Here is a 13,991-nt window from a genome sequence, read left to right on the forward strand (position 1 = left end):
GTCCCGGTTTAGGCCGGTGCTTTCTGAACCGACGCCAGGCAGTAGGTCGTGGGCGGCTCCGGGTAGACGACCGAGACGACGTCGTCGCCGTCCGGGCACTCGGCCCCGTCCCCCGCCGCCGCGATGACCTTGGCCACCTTGATCGTCTCCTCGCCCGTGCACGCCGACGGCCCCCAGCTGTCGTCGTTGTCGGCCGGCTGGTAGCACGAGCCCTCGACGAGGTTGGGCAGCAGGCACAGCTTGCCGCCCCCGGAACTGGGCACGACCTGGACGTACTCGTCGTCGCTGGCCGGGCAGTTCCCGCCGGAGTCGGCCAGCACCCGGCCGACCTTGAACCGCGCGTTCCCGGCGGTGCAGCCGGTGCTCACCACCTCGGTGCCGTTGGTGACCGCGACGCACTCACCCGCCTTCGCGGTCGGGCCGCCGGTGAAGTTCACATAGGCCACGGCTCCGGTGGCGGCTACCGCCAGGGCCACGATGACCAGAAGTGGTTTCCTCATGCTGAGGAGTACGGGCTCGGTGTGGTGGCGCGGTGACGGCGATGGTCTTGGCGATTGAGACGATGTGGGACTTGCGTTTGCCGGCGGGACGTGCTGAGAGCCGCTCGTCGGGTACCTCACGGTGTCCTCTTAGGACACGCTGCGCGAAGATGTGCGCATGAACTCGTTGTTGCTCGCCGCCGCGTTCGCCATGGTCGTCCGGTCGCTGGCGGCGTCCCGGCTCGACCGGTGGAGCCTGGGCGCGCCGATCGTGATGGTGCTGGCCGGGGTCGTGGTCGGGCTGCTCAACCCGAACTCCATCGCCGAGGGCCTGAACACGGAGTCGATGCAGCACGCGGCGGAGATCATTCTCGCGGTGCTGCTGTTCGTCGATGCCACCGAGGTGCGCGCGGGGCGGTTGTGGGGCGCGTATCCGGGGCTGGTGGCCAGGGTGCTGCTCGTGGCGATGCCGATCAGTTTGGCGTCGGCGGCGGTGCTGGGATGGTGGTTGTACCCCAGCTTCTCGTGGGCGGTGTTGTTGCTGGTCGCGTGCGTGACGGTGCCGACCGACTTCGCGCCTGCCGAGCGAGTGGTGCGGGATCCGGCGTTGTCGGCGCGGGTGCGCAGCACGTTGAACATCGAGAGCGGCTACAACGACGGGATCGTGTCGCCGCTGTTCCTCTTCGCGCTGATCCTGGCTGGGGACGCCACGCAGGAGCGGACGCCGCTCGAGGCGCTGGGCACGGTGCTGCCGTTCGCGGTCAAGGCGCTCGTCGCGGGTGTGGTGATCGGGGTGTTGCTCGGGTGGTTGATGGACCGGGCGCACCTGGCCGGGTGGGTCACCGACCAGTCGGCGCGGGTGGTGGTGTTGCTGGCGCCGTTGCTGACCTACACGGCGACTGTGGCGATCGACGGCAACGGGTTCGTTGCCTCGTTCGTGTGCGGCATCGCGTTCCGGTACGTGCATCGGCTGCTCAAGGCACGCCGAGTGCGCGCCGGGCGGGCTGAGGCGCGCACCGACGCGTTGAACACCGACCTGCATCTGCTGGAGGACGTCACCGGGTTGCTGACGATGACCATGTGGTTCGTCGTGGGGATCGCCTCCGTCCTCATCTTCAGCCTGGGCGTTTCGTGGCAGGAGGTGCTGTTCTGCGTGGCGGTGCTCACCGTGATCCGCCTCTTGCCGGTGTTGCTCGCCTTCACGCGGTCGAGGTTGTCCGGGCGGGAGCGGGTGCTGGTCGGGGCGCTGGGGCCGCGCGGCACGACGACGATCGTGTTCGGGTTGCTCGCGTTCAACAAGCTGCCGACGGGAAGCGCCGCCGACACGATCCTGACGATCACCGTGCTCTGCGTGCTGGGCAGCGTGGCGTTGCACGGCATCGGAGCCGGGCCGGTGGCGCTGCGGCTGGCCAAGCGGCGTTAGAGCTGCTTGCTGAAGTGGAACGCCGGGATGACGTAACCGGAGCTCAGGTAGAGCCGGTGGGCGTCGTGTCGCGGCGTGCCCGAGTCCAGGTGGACCGACGGGCAGCCGAGGCGGCGGGCTTCCTCGTCGACCCACTTCAGCAGCGCGCCCGCATGACCCTGCCGGCGGCCGGACGGGAGCGTGCTCAGGTCGTCGATGTACAGGTGGGGGCCCGCGTAGAGGTTGGTCATGTGGCGGAACCCGGCCACGGCCACGACGGCACCGTCGACGAACGACGCGACGATGCGGTAGCCCTCCTTGCGTTGCAGGCGCACCACCTCGACGAACTCCTCCACGGAGGTGAGGTGCGGGCGGAGGGCGCGCAGGGCGTCGTAGGCCAGCGCGGTGTCGGCGTCGTCCAGTTCGGCCAGGGTGTGTTCAGTGGTCACGCCGATCATCGTCGCGCGACAAGTGGCCTCCCAGAAGGACCATTCAGGACGAAGTTCGAGATGCCACTCCACCGGACAGGCGAGCGAGGGCCCTGGCGGTCCAGGGCCCTCGCCGTCACCTCCTCGGACTCAGGGAGTCAGGTTGAGGGTCCAGGTGTCGATCTTGCCGACGTCCTGCGCGGCCAGGTCACGAACGCGGAGCTTCCACGTGCCGTTGGCGGCCTCGCCGGCCAGGTTGACGGTGTAGGTCTGGTTGATGTTGTCCGCCGAACCTCCCGAGCGGTTGTGCAGGGTGTACGACGAACCGTCCGGCGCGATCAGAGCCACCGTCAGGTCACCGATGTAGGTGTGCTGGATGGTGACCGCCACGGTGGCCGCGGTGGACGGCGTCGCGGAGCAACCGGAGATCACGACGTCGCTGTCGACCGCGGCACCCGCGTCCGGGATGGCGACGTCGTTCGGGTTGGTGCCGGTGCAGCCGCCACCGCCGCCGGTCACGGTCAGCGAGTAGGTCGCGGTGCGGGTCACCGAACCGGCCGCGGTGATCGTGACCGCGTAGGTGCCCGCGGGCGTCGACGCCGTGGTGTTGATCGTCAACGTCGAGCTGCCGCCGGTGGTCACCGATGCCGGGCTGAACGAAGCCGTTGCGCCGGAAGGCAGACCGGACGCGGAGAGCTGCACGGTCTGCGCGTCACCGCTCACCGTCTGGGTCTGCACGGTGGCCGACACGGACGAACCCGCCGCCACCGAACCGGACGTCGGCGAGACCGCCACGGAGAAGTCGGCACCGGGGGTGCCGGTACCGACCGCCGACATCCACAGGGTGTAGGCGATGCCGTCGACCGCGCGGTTGAGGTGCGTGTCGCTGATGTTGGCCGTGGTGTCGCAGGCGCGGTGGTAGCACGGGTCGAACGCAGTGCCGGCCGTGCCGTCCCACTTCGTCGCCTGGGCGGACGTCTTGGTGGCACTGGCGCCCATGGCGTACCCGGAGGCCGGGATGCTCGCGTTGGTGAAGGACGCGTCGTCGGAACGGTTGCGGCCCTCGGTGTTCTCCTCCGGCCGCAGGCCCAGCGAGTCCCAGTAGGCCTTCATGTGCCGCGACTGGGGGGAGTTGATGTTGTTGATGAAGTAGCCGCCGTTGACCGAGGCGATCATGTCGAAGTTGTGGTAGGTCTTGATCTTCTGGCGTTCGGCCGTCGGTAGCTGCGAGACGTAGAAGCGCGAGCCGAGCAGGCCCTGCTCCTCGTCGGTCCACCAGGCGAAGCGGACCTTGTTCACCATGGCCGGGTTCGTCCTGGCGAGCACGAGCGCGGTCTCCAGCAGCGACGCGGAGCCCGAACCGTTGTCGTTGATGCCGGGACCGGCCGACACCGAGTCCAGGTGAGCGCCGAACATGTAGACGTTGTTCGCGTCGCCGCCTGGCCATTCCGCGATCACGTTCGGCCCGGCGCCAGTCGTGCAGCCGGAGGTGCAGGCCTGCTCGGTCACCGAGTAGCCGGCCGTGGTGAGCTTGTCCTTCACGTACGCCACCGACGCGCGGTAGCCGGCCGACGTGGACCGGCGGTTGCCGCCGTTCTGCGTGGCGATGGTGTTGAACTGGGTGAGGTGCGCCTTGACCGCGGCGACGTCGATGTCGGGGATCTGGGGCGCGGTGCCGCCGCTGACGGTCAACGAGTAGGTCGCGGTCCTGGTGGTGCTGCCCGCGGCCCGCACGGTCACCGGGTAGGTGCCGTTGGGCGTGGACGCGGTGGTGGCGATCGTCAGCGTCGAGTTCGTGCCGGTCGTGACGGAGGCCGGGTTGAACGACGCGGTCGCGCCGGAGGGCAGGCCGCTCGCGGTGAGCTCGACGGTCTGCGCCTGGCCGCTGGTGGTCTGGGTCTGCACGGTCGTCGTCGCCGACGAGCCCGCCGTGACCGAGCCGGACGTCGGCGAGGTGGCGACGGAGAAGTCGTTGGCCGGGGTGGGCGCGAGGTTCAGCGACCAGGAGTCGATCCGGCCGACGTCGTTGGCCGCGTTGTCGTTGACCCGCAGCTTCCAGGTGCCGTTCGAGGTCTCGCTCGACAGGTCGACGGTGTAGGTCTGGTCGATGTTGTCCGCCGAACCGCCGCTGCGGTTGTGCAGGACGTACACCGAGCCGTCCGGAGCGATCAGGTCGACCTTCAGGTCACCGATGTAGGTGTGCACGATCTTCACCGGCACGGCGGTGGTCGCCGACGGTACCGACGGGCAGTCGGTGATCGTGATCGACGACTCCACGGTGGTGTTGTCGCCGATCGCCACGTCGCTGTCGTTGGTGCCGGAGCAACCGGCGAGCGGGGCGGCGGCCGCGGGGATGGCCAGCGCCGCCGCGACCACGACGGTGGTGAGCGCGGTGGACAGCACGGATCTTCTTCGCACTGTGGGGCTCCTTCGCAGGGTTTGCAGGGTTTCGCAGGGTCAGGCGAACGTATCCGCGCCGCCCTGCCCCGACATCAGGCCGTTCGGATGGTTGTCGCCGCCATTTACATCAAGCTGGTTTGATGTATCGTGGAGGCATGGTCGCCCCGGAGTTCGTGCGGATGGCCGCCCATCCGCTCAGGTGGCAGCTGCTGACCGAACTGGCCGGCAGCGACCACCGCGTGCGCGAACTGACCGAACGCGTCGGCGAACCGCAGAACCTGGTCTCCTACCACCTGCGGTTGCTGCGCGACGGCGGTCTGGTGAGCTCGCGGCGCAGCACGTTCGACGGCCGCGACACCTACTACCACCTCGACCTCGACCGTTGCTCCGGGCTGCTGACCGGCGCTGGCGCCGCCCTGCATCCTTCACTGGCGCTGCGGCCGCCAGATCCGTTGTCTCCCAGCGGAGTCCGGGTGCTGTTCGCGTGCACCGGGAACAGCGCGCGTTCGCCGATCGCCGAGGCACTGCTGCGGCAGCGCGCCCCCGGGATCGAGGTCGTCAGTGCGGGCAGCCACCCCAAGCCGTTGCAGCCGAACACCGTCCGGGTGCTGCTGGAGGAGTTCGGCATCGACATCTCCGGCCGCGAGCCGCGGCACCTCGACTCCGTGCGGCCGGGGTTCGACCACGTGATCACGTTGTGCGACAAGGTTCGCGAGGTCTGCCCGGAGTTCGAGGGCACGCCGATCCACTGGAGCATCCCCGAACCCACCGGCTACCCGGAGTTCGTGAGCACCGCAACCGAAATCGACACCCGCATCCGGCATCTGCTGCCGGTGCTGGCCAGGAGAGGTGAACGATGACAGAGCAACTCGCCAGTGTCCGTTACCTCGTCGACGACGTCCGGGCGGCCGTCGACTTCTACACCGTCCACTTCGGATTCACCGTGCGCACCGACGCCGTGCCCGCGTTCGCCGACGTCGTGCGCGGGCCGCTGCGCCTGCTGCTGTCCGGACCGGCCAGTTCCGGCGCCCGCGCGACCCCGGAGGACTCCCGAGCCGCCGGACGCAACCGCATCCACCTCGTCGTGGACGACCTCGACGCCGAGATCGCCCGGCTGCGCACCGCGGGAGTGGAGTTCGCGAGCGACCTCGTCAGCGGTCCTGGTGGCCGGCAGATCCTGCTCACCGATCCCGCCGGCAACCTCGTCGAACTCTTCCAGCCCGCCTGAGCCTCAGCGCGGCCAGCGCTCGTGGTGGTCGTCGATGCGGAACTCGTGCGAGTGCGTCCACACGCCGCCGGCCAGCACCGCGTCGTGCAGATGTTCGTGGTGCGATTCGAGGTCGTGATGGTGGTGTTCGACGACTTCCGGGTCGTGCGTGGGCCAGAGCTTCACCGCGACGACCGCGCCCGCCGCGGTGATCGCGCCGAGCACGACGAAGGCGGTGGTCATGTTCGCGGCGGTGGCGACCCAGCCCGCCAGCGGGTAGCAGAGCAGCCAGCAGGCGTGGGACAGCGCGAAGTCCGCGGCGAACAACGCGGGCCGGTCCACGGGGTCGCACGACCGGCGCAGGAGGCGGGCGCCCGGCGTGAGGGCGAACGAGCACCCGGCGCCGATCAGCCCCCACACCAGCAACAACGCCTGCCAGTCGGCGGCGAACAGCGCGCCGGCCAGCAACAACGCGACCAGCGCGACGGCGGCTCGCAGCACCACCGCGCGGTCCGCGAACCGTTCGAGCAGCCTGGGCAGCGCGAAAGCCGCCGCGAGCGACCCGGCGCCGTTGACCGCGAGTGCGATGGCGACGTCCGACGCGTCCCGCCCGAGCACGTCCCGCACGTACGCGACCGTGTTCACGAACACCATCGAGCCGGCGGCCGCCGCGGCGAGGTGCACGGCGAGAAGCCCGCGCAGCCGTGGTGTGGCCAGGTAGATCCGGATGCCGCGCGTCGTCGTGTCGTACCACTTGCGGGGTACCGGTTTCGGCTGCGGCACGACCGCGGAGAGCACGAGCAGGGCCGAGGCGGCGAACCCGATCGCGGTGCCCAGGAACAACTGCTGGAAGCTCACCAAAGCCAGTGCCGCCGCAGCCAATGCGGGACTGAGGAGGCTTTCCAGGTCGTACGCCATCCGCGACAACGTGATGGCACGGGTGTATTCGCGTTCGTCCGGCAGCACTTCTGGAATCGTCGCCTGGAACAACGGCGTGAAAGCCGCGGACGCCGCCTGCAACACGAAGATGAGGACGTAGACCTGCCACACCTCGCTCACCCACGGCAGCACCGCAGCCACGCCGACCCTGACGACGTCCAGCGCGACCAGCACAACCCGTCGCGGCAACGCCCCGAGCAGCGCCGTCGCGATCGGCGCCACCCCGACATAGGCGATCATCTTGATCGCCAGCGCGGTCCCGAGCACCGCCCCCGCGTCGGCTCCGGCGATGTCGAAGGCGAGCAGGCCCAGCGCGACCGTCGCCAAACCGGTTCCGGTCAGCGCGACGACCTGGGCGCCGAAAAGATTCCGGTAGGCCGAATTGCGCAGGACGGAAATCACGCCCGCACTATATGCACGCGGATGGGTTTGCGTCGACGGTGCAACAGCAGATCTATTGCAACAACCAGATCCTGGCTTCAATCAAGAATGGACGCTTTCCCAATTCGGAGCGCCCGGAGCGGGTGTGACACCATCACGCCATGATCGACCTGTTGCCAACGGTGCTGACCGTCCTCGCACTGGCCGGCGCCGCCTGGGCGGTGGCGCTGATCGTGCTGAACACACCGGTGCTGCCGGTGACCAAGCCGAAGCTCGGCCTGGGCGCGGTGCTGGCCCTGCTCGAGGCCGGGCTCCTGGTCCAGGCGGTGATCGGGATCGTGAAGATGACCGGCCTCGACCGTGAGATCGACAGGTTCTCGTTCGTCGGCTACCTCGTCGGCCCCGTGGTGATCCTCCCGCTCGCCCTCGTGTGGGCGGCGTCCGAACGCACCCGCTGGAGCGGCGGCGTGCTGGCGATCGCGTGCCTGAGCGTGCCGGTGATGATCGTGCGGCTCGGCCAGATCTGGGCCGGACATGCGTGACGCGGCCACCCGGCAGGGCCCGGGCCGTCTGCTGATCACCGTTTACGGGATCTTCGCGATCGCCGCGACCTCGCGGTCCGCCGTGCAGCTCATCACCCGGTTCGACCAGGCGCCGGTCGCGTACCTGCTGTCCGCGTTCGCCGCGGTCGTGTACGTGCTGGCGACCATCACGCTCGCGCTCAACGCACGCCGGGTGGCGTACGTGGCGTGCGCCGTCGAACTCGCCGGGGTCGTGACGGTCGGGGCCATCAGCCTGCTTGTGCCGCAGGAGTTTCCGGACGCCACCGTGTGGTCGGTGTTCGGCGTCGGTTACGGCTTCATCCCGCTGGTGCTGCCCGTGCTCGGCCTGTTGTGGTTGAGGAAGACGGCATCCTGATGCTTGTAGCGGGCCAGTGGTGAGTCCGGCACCGGACTCACCACGGCCTGTCCCGACAGGCCCTAGCGGAACACCACCGTCCCGTTCCCGTTGGGCAGCACGCGGTGCTCGCAGTGCCACCGAACGGCGCGGGACAACGCCAGCGCCTCGGCATCGCGGCCCACGGCGGTGAGCGCCCGCGGGTCGAAGGTGTGGTCGACCCGCAGCACCTCCTGCTCGATGATCGGCCCCTCGTCCAGGTCCGGGGTGACGTAGTGCGCCGTTGCCCCGACGTACTTCACGCCGCGGTCGTAGGCCTGGTGGTACGGCTTGGCACCCTTGAAGCCCGGCAGGAACGAGTGGTGGATGTTGATCACCCGGCCGGACAGCTTGGCGCACAGGTCGTTGGACAGCACCTGCATGTAGCGGGCCAGCACGACCAGGTCGGCCTGGTACTCCTCGACGAGGTCCAGCAGCCGTTGCTCGGCGGCCGGCTTGTTGCCGGCGGTGTTCGGCACGTGCACGAAGTCGAGCCCGGCCGCCTCCGCCATCGGACGCAGGTCCTCGTGGTTCGAGACCACCGCGACGATCTCGCCGCCGAGACTGCCCGCGCGCCACCGGAAGAGCAGGTCGTTCAGGCAGTGCCCGGCCTTGGAGACCATGACGAGGATGCGCGCGCGGCTCTCGTCCCACAGGCCGTACTTCATCGAGAACTCGCGGGCCACCGGGTCGAACTCGCGGACGAGGTCGTCCACGCCGACCTCGTCGGAGGCGCAGGAGAACGCGGTGCGCAGGAACAACCTGCCGCGGGCGTCGTCGTCGAACTGCTGGTGCTCCACGATGTCGCAGCCGTGGTCGACCAGGAACGACGTCACGGCGTGGACGATGCCCGCACGCTCCGGGCAGTCCAGGGTCAGGGTGAAGTGCCGCATCACGCCACCGCCCGGTACTCGGCGCACGCGTCGCTCAGCCAGGCCGCGAGGTACTCGGCGAACGACGACCGCACCAGCAGCGTGACGCGGTCCTCACCGGTCACCAGCAGGACGATCCCGGTCCGCGCGAGCAACGTCTGCACGCAAGTGCCGACGGGAGCCGAAGACGGGTGCAGGTCCACGGAACATCCGTGAGCGAGCACGTCCCGGACGTGCGGCCCCTCCAGGACCACCGTCGTGCGCTGAGCCGAAGTGTCCACAACGGACCCTCTGAAGTCTCCGAGCGCGCCACGCAACACCTCCTCGATCGAGACCTGCAGGCCGGGCGACGCCACGACCAGGAACTCGTCCGGCCCGAGCCACAACGCTTCGACCGCGCCGAACTGTCCAACACCTGTGGTGAAGGTGCACGGAACCGAAGGGAACACGACTCCCAGGGCCGCCCCCATCGCCGCGACGGCCTCCGGGGCCGACACGCGCACGGTCAGCTGGGTCCGGAACGGCACCTCCGCCACCTCCAGCGCGGGCGTGAGCGCTGCCAGCCGATCGGTCCAGGCGGCCAGCGGGCTGGTCAGGTCAGCCGTCACGACGGGCTCCTTCCTTGTCGTAGAGCACGGATTCGGTGACGGTGACCGGCACGAGCGCGTCCTCGACGGGCACGTACAGGGTCTCGCCGATGCGTTCGTGACCCGACCGCACCAGGGCGAGGGCGAACGTGCGGCCGAGCGCCGCGCTGGGGTAGCTGGACGTGACGTGGCCGAGCATCCGCACCGGTGGTTCGGGCAGGCGGTCGGTCTCGACGATCTGCGACCCCTCCGGCAGCAGCACGTCAGGGTCCACCGGCAGCAGGCCGACGAGCTGCTTGCGGTCCGTGCGGTCGTTCTCCGCGCGGGAGAACGAGCGCTTGCCGATGAAGTCGGGCTTCTTCTTCGACACCGCCCACGACATCCCGAGATCCTGCGGCGTCACCGTCGCGTCGGTCTCCTGGCCGATGATCGGGTAGCCCTTCTCGGCCCGCAGCACGTGCATGGTTTCGGTGCCGTACGGGGTGATCCCGTACTTCTCCCCCGCCGCCATCAGCGCTTCCCAGACGGCGAGGCCGTGCCAGGCGGTCACGTTGATCTCGTAGGCCAGCTCGCCGGAGAAGCTGATCCGGCAGACCCGCGCCGGAACGCCGGCCACCTCGGTGTCGTGCCACGTCATGAACTCGAACGCCTCGTTGCTGACGTCGAGACCGGGCGCCACCTCCCCGAGCACGGCCCGGGATTTGGGGCCCACCAACGGGATCGTGACCCAGTGCTCGGTGACCGAGGCGCAGTGCACGTCGAGGTGCGGCCACTCCGTCTGCAGCCACTCCTCCATCCAGTCGAGGATCTTGGCGGCGTTGCCGGTGGTCGTGGTGACGAGGTAGCGCTGCTCGCCGACCCGGATCACGGTGCCGTCGTCGATCACCATCCCGTCGACGCCGCACATGACGCCGTACCGGATCTTGCCGACCTTCAGATTGCTCATCATGTTCGTGTAGAGCATGTCCAGGAACTTGCCGGCGTCACGGCCCTGCACGTCGATCTTGCCCAGCGTCGAGCCGTCCATCATGCCGACGCTCTCGCGCGTGGCCCGGCATTCCCGCAGCACGGCCGCGTGCAGGTCCTCGCCGGGCCGCGGGTAGTACCAGGGTCGCTTCCACTGGCCGACGTTCTCGAACAACGCCCCGTGCGCCACATGCCACGGGTGGATCGCCGTGACGCGCACCGGATCGTGCAGCTCACCGCGGTCACGTCCAGCCAGCGCCGCGAACGACACCGAGGTGTACGGCGGGCGGAACGTGGTGGGCCGCTGGTCCTCCAGTTCGACACCCAGCGCCTCGGCGACGATGCCCGCCGCGATCATGCCGGACGTCTTGCCCTGGTCGTGGGCCGTGCCGATGGTCGTGTACCGCTTGATGTGCTCCAACGAACGCAGCCCCGCACCGGTCGCGCGGAGCACATCCGTGACGGTCGCATCGCGTTGCAGGTCGACGAAACTCGCGTCCTCATCGCCAGGAACCCGCCACAGCACCAGACCGGACCGTGCCGTGCACCGCGAGTCCGACACCGGCAGCGGCACCTGACCACCCGGCGCGAACCCGGCCGCACCGGCGGCCTCGGCACCGGCGTCCCGCCCCTGCCGGGCGCACCCGTTCAGATCCAGCTCACCGGTCGCGGATCCCGCGACCCGGACGGTGGAGAGTTCCTCGCCCGGCACGAAAGCACCGAGTTCCGCTTCGTAGCGCAGCTTTCCGCGAGCCTGGCTGAAGAGACTGACGACGGGGTTCCACCCACCCGACACCAGCAGCGCGTCGCAGTCGATCTTCGAGCCGCCGACGTGCACCGCGCTGACTCGGCCGGTGCCTTCGGTGCCGGTGACCACCTGGCCGGCCCGGACCTCGATGCCCCGCGCCGCGCACTCGGTGGCGAGCCTGGCGGGCGCCTCCGGCCGGGCGTCGGCGATCAGCGCGATGTCCACCCCGGACTCGGCGAGGTCGATCGCCGCGCAGTACGCGCTGTCGTTGGTGGTGAACACCACGGCCTGGGAGCCGGGCAGGACGCCGTAGCGGTGCAGGAACGTGCGGGCGGAAGAAGCCAGCATGATGCCGGGGCGGTCGTTGTCGGCGAACACCACGGGCCGTTCGTGCGCACCGGTCGCGAGCACCGTCTGCTTGGTCCGGATCCGCCAGACCCGTTGCCGTGCAACCGAAGCGGGCGCGGCGAAGCCGAGGTGGTCGGTCCGCTTCTGCAACGCCAGCACGAACCCGTCCTGGTACATGCCGAACGCGGTCGTGCGCTCCAGCACCAGCACACCGGGCGTGCTCCTGAGCTCCGCGACGATGTCGGCGACCCACTCGGCGGCCGGCCGGTCGTCGAGGTACTCCTCCACGCCCAGCAACGCGCCGCCGGCCTGGTTCTGTTCGTCCACCAGGACAACCCGTGCGCCACTGCGGGCGGCGGTCAACGCCGCCACCAGACCAGCAGGGCCGGCGCCGACCACGAGCACGTCGCAGTGCTCGTGCTTGGCGTCGTACCGAGCCGGGTCCGGTTCGGCCGCCAGCCGGCCCTGCCCCGCGAGCCCACGCGCTTCCAGACCGTCGTACAGCTCGACGGTCGTGGCGAGCAGCATCGGCTCGGAGAAGGGCGCCTCGATCTGCACCAGCGACGTCGGGTCCTCGGATCCCGCCGCGACGACACCACGCGGCCGGCCGAGCTTCACGCTGCTGCCGATCTCGTGCACGCCATTGGCGAGCAGGGCCGACGCGAGCGTGTCGCCGGGGTGGCCGGTCAGCTTCCGGCCGTTGAAGGTGAAGTGCAGCAGGGTGTTCCGGTCGATCGCGCCACCGGTGGGAGTCCGGAACGTCACGAGGCCACCTCCGGCATCGGCTCGCCCGCGCGGTAGACGGCGAGCAGGTCGTGGGAACGGGTGTCACGCACGGCGTTGAACCACCGCCGGCACCCGGCACTGTGGCTCCAGCGCTCGGCGAACGGGCCGCTCGGGTTGTCCCGGAAGAACACGTACTGCGCCCACTCCTCGTCGGTCAGCGCCGACGGGTCCTCGGGGTACGCGACGTGGGCCTGGCCGCCGTAGTGGAACTCCGCTTCCTCGCGCGGCCCGCACCACGGACACGGGATGAGTTGCATGTCTGCTCCTACTAGTGCGCGACGGCGGCGGCGCCGTGCTCGTCGACGAGAGCGCCCGTGGTGAAGCGCTCGAGGGTGAACGGCTCGTTGTAGGGGTGCGGCTTGTCGTGGGCGATGGTGTGCGCGAAGCAGTCACCGACACCGGGCGTGGCCTTGAACCCGCCGGTTCCCCAACCGCAGTTCAGGTACAGCCCGCCGACCGGCGTGAGACCGACGATCGGCGACGCGTCCGGGCTGACGTCGACGATGCCCGCCCACGTCCGCAGCAGGTGGGCCCGCGCGAAGACCGGGAAGAGCTCCAGCGCCGCCGACATCTGCTGCTCGATGATGTGGAACGAACCCCGCTGGCCGTAACCGTTGTAGCTGTCGATTCCGGCGCCCATCACCAGTTCTCCCTTGTGTGCCTGGGAGACGTAGACGTGCACGGCGTTCGACATCACGACGGTCGGGTGCACAGGCTCCAGCAGCTCGGACACCAAGGCCTGCAACGGGTGCGAGGCCAGCGGCAACCTGAGCCCCACCATCCTGGCGAGCACCGAACTGTGCCCGGCCGCGCACAACGCGACCTTGCCGGCGGCGATCCGGCCGCGCGAGGTCTCGACGGCGGTGATCCGGTCACCCGTCGTTTCGAGCCCGGTGACCTCGCAGTTCTGGATGAGGTCGACGCCCATCGCGTGCGCGGCCCGCGCGTAGCCCCAGGCCACGTAGTCGTGCTTGGCGATGCCCGCACGCGGCTGGTAGGTCGCGCCCAGCACCGGGTAGCGCACGTCCGGCGAGGTGTTGACGATCGGGCAGATCTCCTTGACCCCGGCGGGATCCACCCACTCCGCGTCGATGCCGTTGAGCCGGTTCGCGTTGACCCTGCGGATGCTGTCGCGCACGTCCTGCAAGCTGTGCGCGAGGTTCAGCACACCGCGCTGGTCGAACAGGATCGGGTAGCCGAGGTCCTCCTCCAGGCCTTCCCAGAGCTTCAGCGAGTGCTCGTAGATGCCGGAGCTCTCGTCCCACAGGTAGTTCGACCGGATGATCGTGGTGTTGCGGGCCATGTTGCCGCCGGCGAGCCAGCCCTTCTCCAGCACCGCGACGTTGGTGATGCCGTGGACCTTGGCCAGGTAGTAGGCGGTGGCGAGGCCGTGCCCTCCGCCGCCCACGATCACGACGTCGTAGGAGGCCTTCGGTTCCGGGTTGTCCCAGAGGAAGTCCGGGTGCTCGGGCAGATGTGCTCCGGGCGGGCTGGTCATTGCGACGCCTCCAG

The 13,991-nt window shown here is 69.5% G+C and carries 14 protein-coding genes; 5 read left to right on the forward strand and 9 right to left on the reverse strand.

Annotated features, from left to right (window positions below; all coding sequences use genetic code 11):
* Positions 1 to 8: 8 nt before the first annotated feature.
* Positions 9 to 500 carry an LppU/SCO3897 family protein gene (locus tag B0F77_RS07070; RefSeq protein ID WP_143466608.1) on the reverse strand — a complete coding sequence of 164 codons (492 nt, stop codon included), beginning with the start codon at positions 498 to 500 and terminating at the stop codon, positions 9 to 11.
* A 157-nt stretch (positions 501 to 657) separates the two neighbouring features.
* Between B0F77_RS07070 and B0F77_RS07075 the strand changes: the two genes are divergently transcribed.
* The gene (locus tag B0F77_RS07075; protein ID WP_086661961.1) at positions 658 to 1,902 is read left to right on the forward strand and encodes a cation:proton antiporter; all 1,245 of its coding nucleotides are present in this window, start codon (positions 658 to 660) and stop codon (positions 1,900 to 1,902) included.
* On the opposite strand, the gene B0F77_RS07080 is transcribed toward B0F77_RS07075, so the two are convergent.
* Both B0F77_RS07080 and B0F77_RS07085 read right to left on the reverse strand, forming a co-directional pair.
* Positions 1,899 to 2,330: a GNAT family N-acetyltransferase gene (locus B0F77_RS07080; protein WP_245847868.1), complete on the reverse strand. Its 432-nt coding sequence runs from the start codon at positions 2,328 to 2,330 to the stop codon at positions 1,899 to 1,901. The genes B0F77_RS07075 and B0F77_RS07080 overlap by 4 nt on opposite strands.
* 129 nt (positions 2,331 to 2,459) lie before the next feature.
* A complete protein-coding gene (locus B0F77_RS07085; RefSeq protein WP_211293700.1) occupies positions 2,460 to 4,727 on the reverse strand; it encodes a proprotein convertase P-domain-containing protein in 2,268 nt (755 codons plus the stop codon).
* Positions 4,728 to 4,864: 137 nt separating this feature from the next.
* Here B0F77_RS07085 and B0F77_RS07090 point away from each other — a divergent pair, with 137 nt between their 5' ends.
* Positions 4,865 to 5,569 carry an arsenate reductase/protein-tyrosine-phosphatase family protein gene (locus tag B0F77_RS07090; RefSeq protein WP_086661963.1) on the forward strand — a complete coding sequence of 235 codons (705 nt, stop codon included), beginning with the start codon at positions 4,865 to 4,867 and terminating at the stop codon, positions 5,567 to 5,569.
* Positions 5,566 to 5,937 (forward strand): VOC family protein, encoded by a 372-nt coding sequence (locus B0F77_RS07095; protein WP_086661964.1) that lies wholly within the window; start codon positions 5,566 to 5,568, stop codon positions 5,935 to 5,937. The genes B0F77_RS07090 and B0F77_RS07095 overlap by 4 nt, the downstream gene beginning before the upstream one ends.
* Before the next feature lie 3 nt (positions 5,938 to 5,940).
* On the opposite strand, the gene B0F77_RS07100 is transcribed toward B0F77_RS07095, so the two are convergent.
* The gene (locus B0F77_RS07100) at positions 5,941 to 7,257 is read right to left on the reverse strand and encodes an MFS transporter (RefSeq protein WP_086661965.1); all 1,317 of its coding nucleotides are present in this window, start codon (positions 7,255 to 7,257) and stop codon (positions 5,941 to 5,943) included.
* A gap of 140 nt (positions 7,258 to 7,397) precedes the next feature.
* Between B0F77_RS07100 and B0F77_RS07105 the strand changes: the two genes are divergently transcribed.
* Both B0F77_RS07105 and B0F77_RS07110 read left to right on the forward strand, forming a co-directional pair.
* The gene (locus B0F77_RS07105) at positions 7,398 to 7,778 is read left to right on the forward strand and encodes a hypothetical protein (RefSeq protein ID WP_086661966.1); all 381 of its coding nucleotides are present in this window, start codon (positions 7,398 to 7,400) and stop codon (positions 7,776 to 7,778) included.
* Positions 7,771 to 8,154, forward strand: coding sequence for a hypothetical protein (locus B0F77_RS07110; RefSeq protein WP_086661967.1), 384 nt, complete (start codon positions 7,771 to 7,773; stop codon positions 8,152 to 8,154). Before B0F77_RS07105 ends, B0F77_RS07110 begins: the two co-directional genes overlap by 8 nt.
* A gap of 62 nt (positions 8,155 to 8,216) precedes the next feature.
* Here B0F77_RS07110 and purU read toward each other — a convergent pair whose 3' ends face one another.
* Genes purU through B0F77_RS07135 form a run of 5 tightly spaced genes read right to left on the reverse strand, consistent with a single transcriptional unit; the run spans position 8,217 to position 13,977 of the window.
* The gene (purU, locus tag B0F77_RS07115; protein WP_086661968.1) at positions 8,217 to 9,065 is read right to left on the reverse strand and encodes a formyltetrahydrofolate deformylase; all 849 of its coding nucleotides are present in this window, start codon (positions 9,063 to 9,065) and stop codon (positions 8,217 to 8,219) included.
* A complete protein-coding gene (locus B0F77_RS07120; RefSeq protein WP_086661969.1) occupies positions 9,065 to 9,652 on the reverse strand; it encodes a sarcosine oxidase subunit gamma in 588 nt (195 codons plus the stop codon). The genes purU and B0F77_RS07120 overlap by 1 nt, the downstream gene beginning before the upstream one ends.
* Positions 9,642 to 12,458, reverse strand: coding sequence for a 2Fe-2S iron-sulfur cluster-binding protein (locus B0F77_RS07125; protein ID WP_086661970.1), 2,817 nt, complete (start codon positions 12,456 to 12,458; stop codon positions 9,642 to 9,644). Before B0F77_RS07125 ends, B0F77_RS07120 begins: the two co-directional genes overlap by 11 nt.
* Positions 12,455 to 12,736, reverse strand: coding sequence for a sarcosine oxidase subunit delta (locus B0F77_RS07130; protein WP_086661971.1), 282 nt, complete (start codon positions 12,734 to 12,736; stop codon positions 12,455 to 12,457). The genes B0F77_RS07125 and B0F77_RS07130 overlap by 4 nt, the downstream gene beginning before the upstream one ends.
* Positions 12,737 to 12,747: 11 nt before the next feature.
* Positions 12,748 to 13,977, reverse strand: a complete 1,230-nt coding sequence (locus B0F77_RS07135; RefSeq protein ID WP_086661972.1) for a sarcosine oxidase subunit beta family protein — start codon at positions 13,975 to 13,977, stop codon at positions 12,748 to 12,750.
* Positions 13,978 to 13,991: the final 14 nt, after the last annotated feature.

Origin of the sequence: Lentzea kentuckyensis (assembly GCF_002150765.1) — a bacterium.
Taxonomy (GTDB): domain Bacteria; phylum Actinomycetota; class Actinomycetes; order Mycobacteriales; family Pseudonocardiaceae; genus Lentzea; species Lentzea kentuckyensis.

What these genes read in the sequence shown, in the direction of transcription:
- B0F77_RS07095 (WP_086661964.1), top strand. Translation starts at nt 5,566, where the DNA reads ATGACAGAGCAACTCGCCAGTGTCCGTTACCTCGTCGACGACGTCCGG.
- purU (WP_086661968.1), bottom strand. Translation starts at nt 9,065, where the DNA reads ATGCGGCACTTCACCCTGACCCTGGACTGCCCGGAGCGTGCGGGCATC.
- B0F77_RS07130 (WP_086661971.1), bottom strand. Translation starts at nt 12,736, where the DNA reads ATGCAACTCATCCCGTGTCCGTGGTGCGGGCCGCGCGAGGAAGCGGAG.
- B0F77_RS07090 (WP_086661963.1), top strand. Translation starts at nt 4,865, where the DNA reads ATGGTCGCCCCGGAGTTCGTGCGGATGGCCGCCCATCCGCTCAGGTGG.
- B0F77_RS07135 (WP_086661972.1), bottom strand. Translation starts at nt 13,977, where the DNA reads ATGACCAGCCCGCCCGGAGCACATCTGCCCGAGCACCCGGACTTCCTC.
- B0F77_RS07070 (WP_143466608.1), bottom strand. Translation starts at nt 500, where the DNA reads ATGAGGAAACCACTTCTGGTCATCGTGGCCCTGGCGGTAGCCGCCACC.
- B0F77_RS07105 (WP_086661966.1), top strand. Translation starts at nt 7,398, where the DNA reads ATGATCGACCTGTTGCCAACGGTGCTGACCGTCCTCGCACTGGCCGGC.
- B0F77_RS07075 (WP_086661961.1), top strand. Translation starts at nt 658, where the DNA reads ATGAACTCGTTGTTGCTCGCCGCCGCGTTCGCCATGGTCGTCCGGTCG.
- B0F77_RS07110 (WP_086661967.1), top strand. Translation starts at nt 7,771, where the DNA reads ATGCGTGACGCGGCCACCCGGCAGGGCCCGGGCCGTCTGCTGATCACC.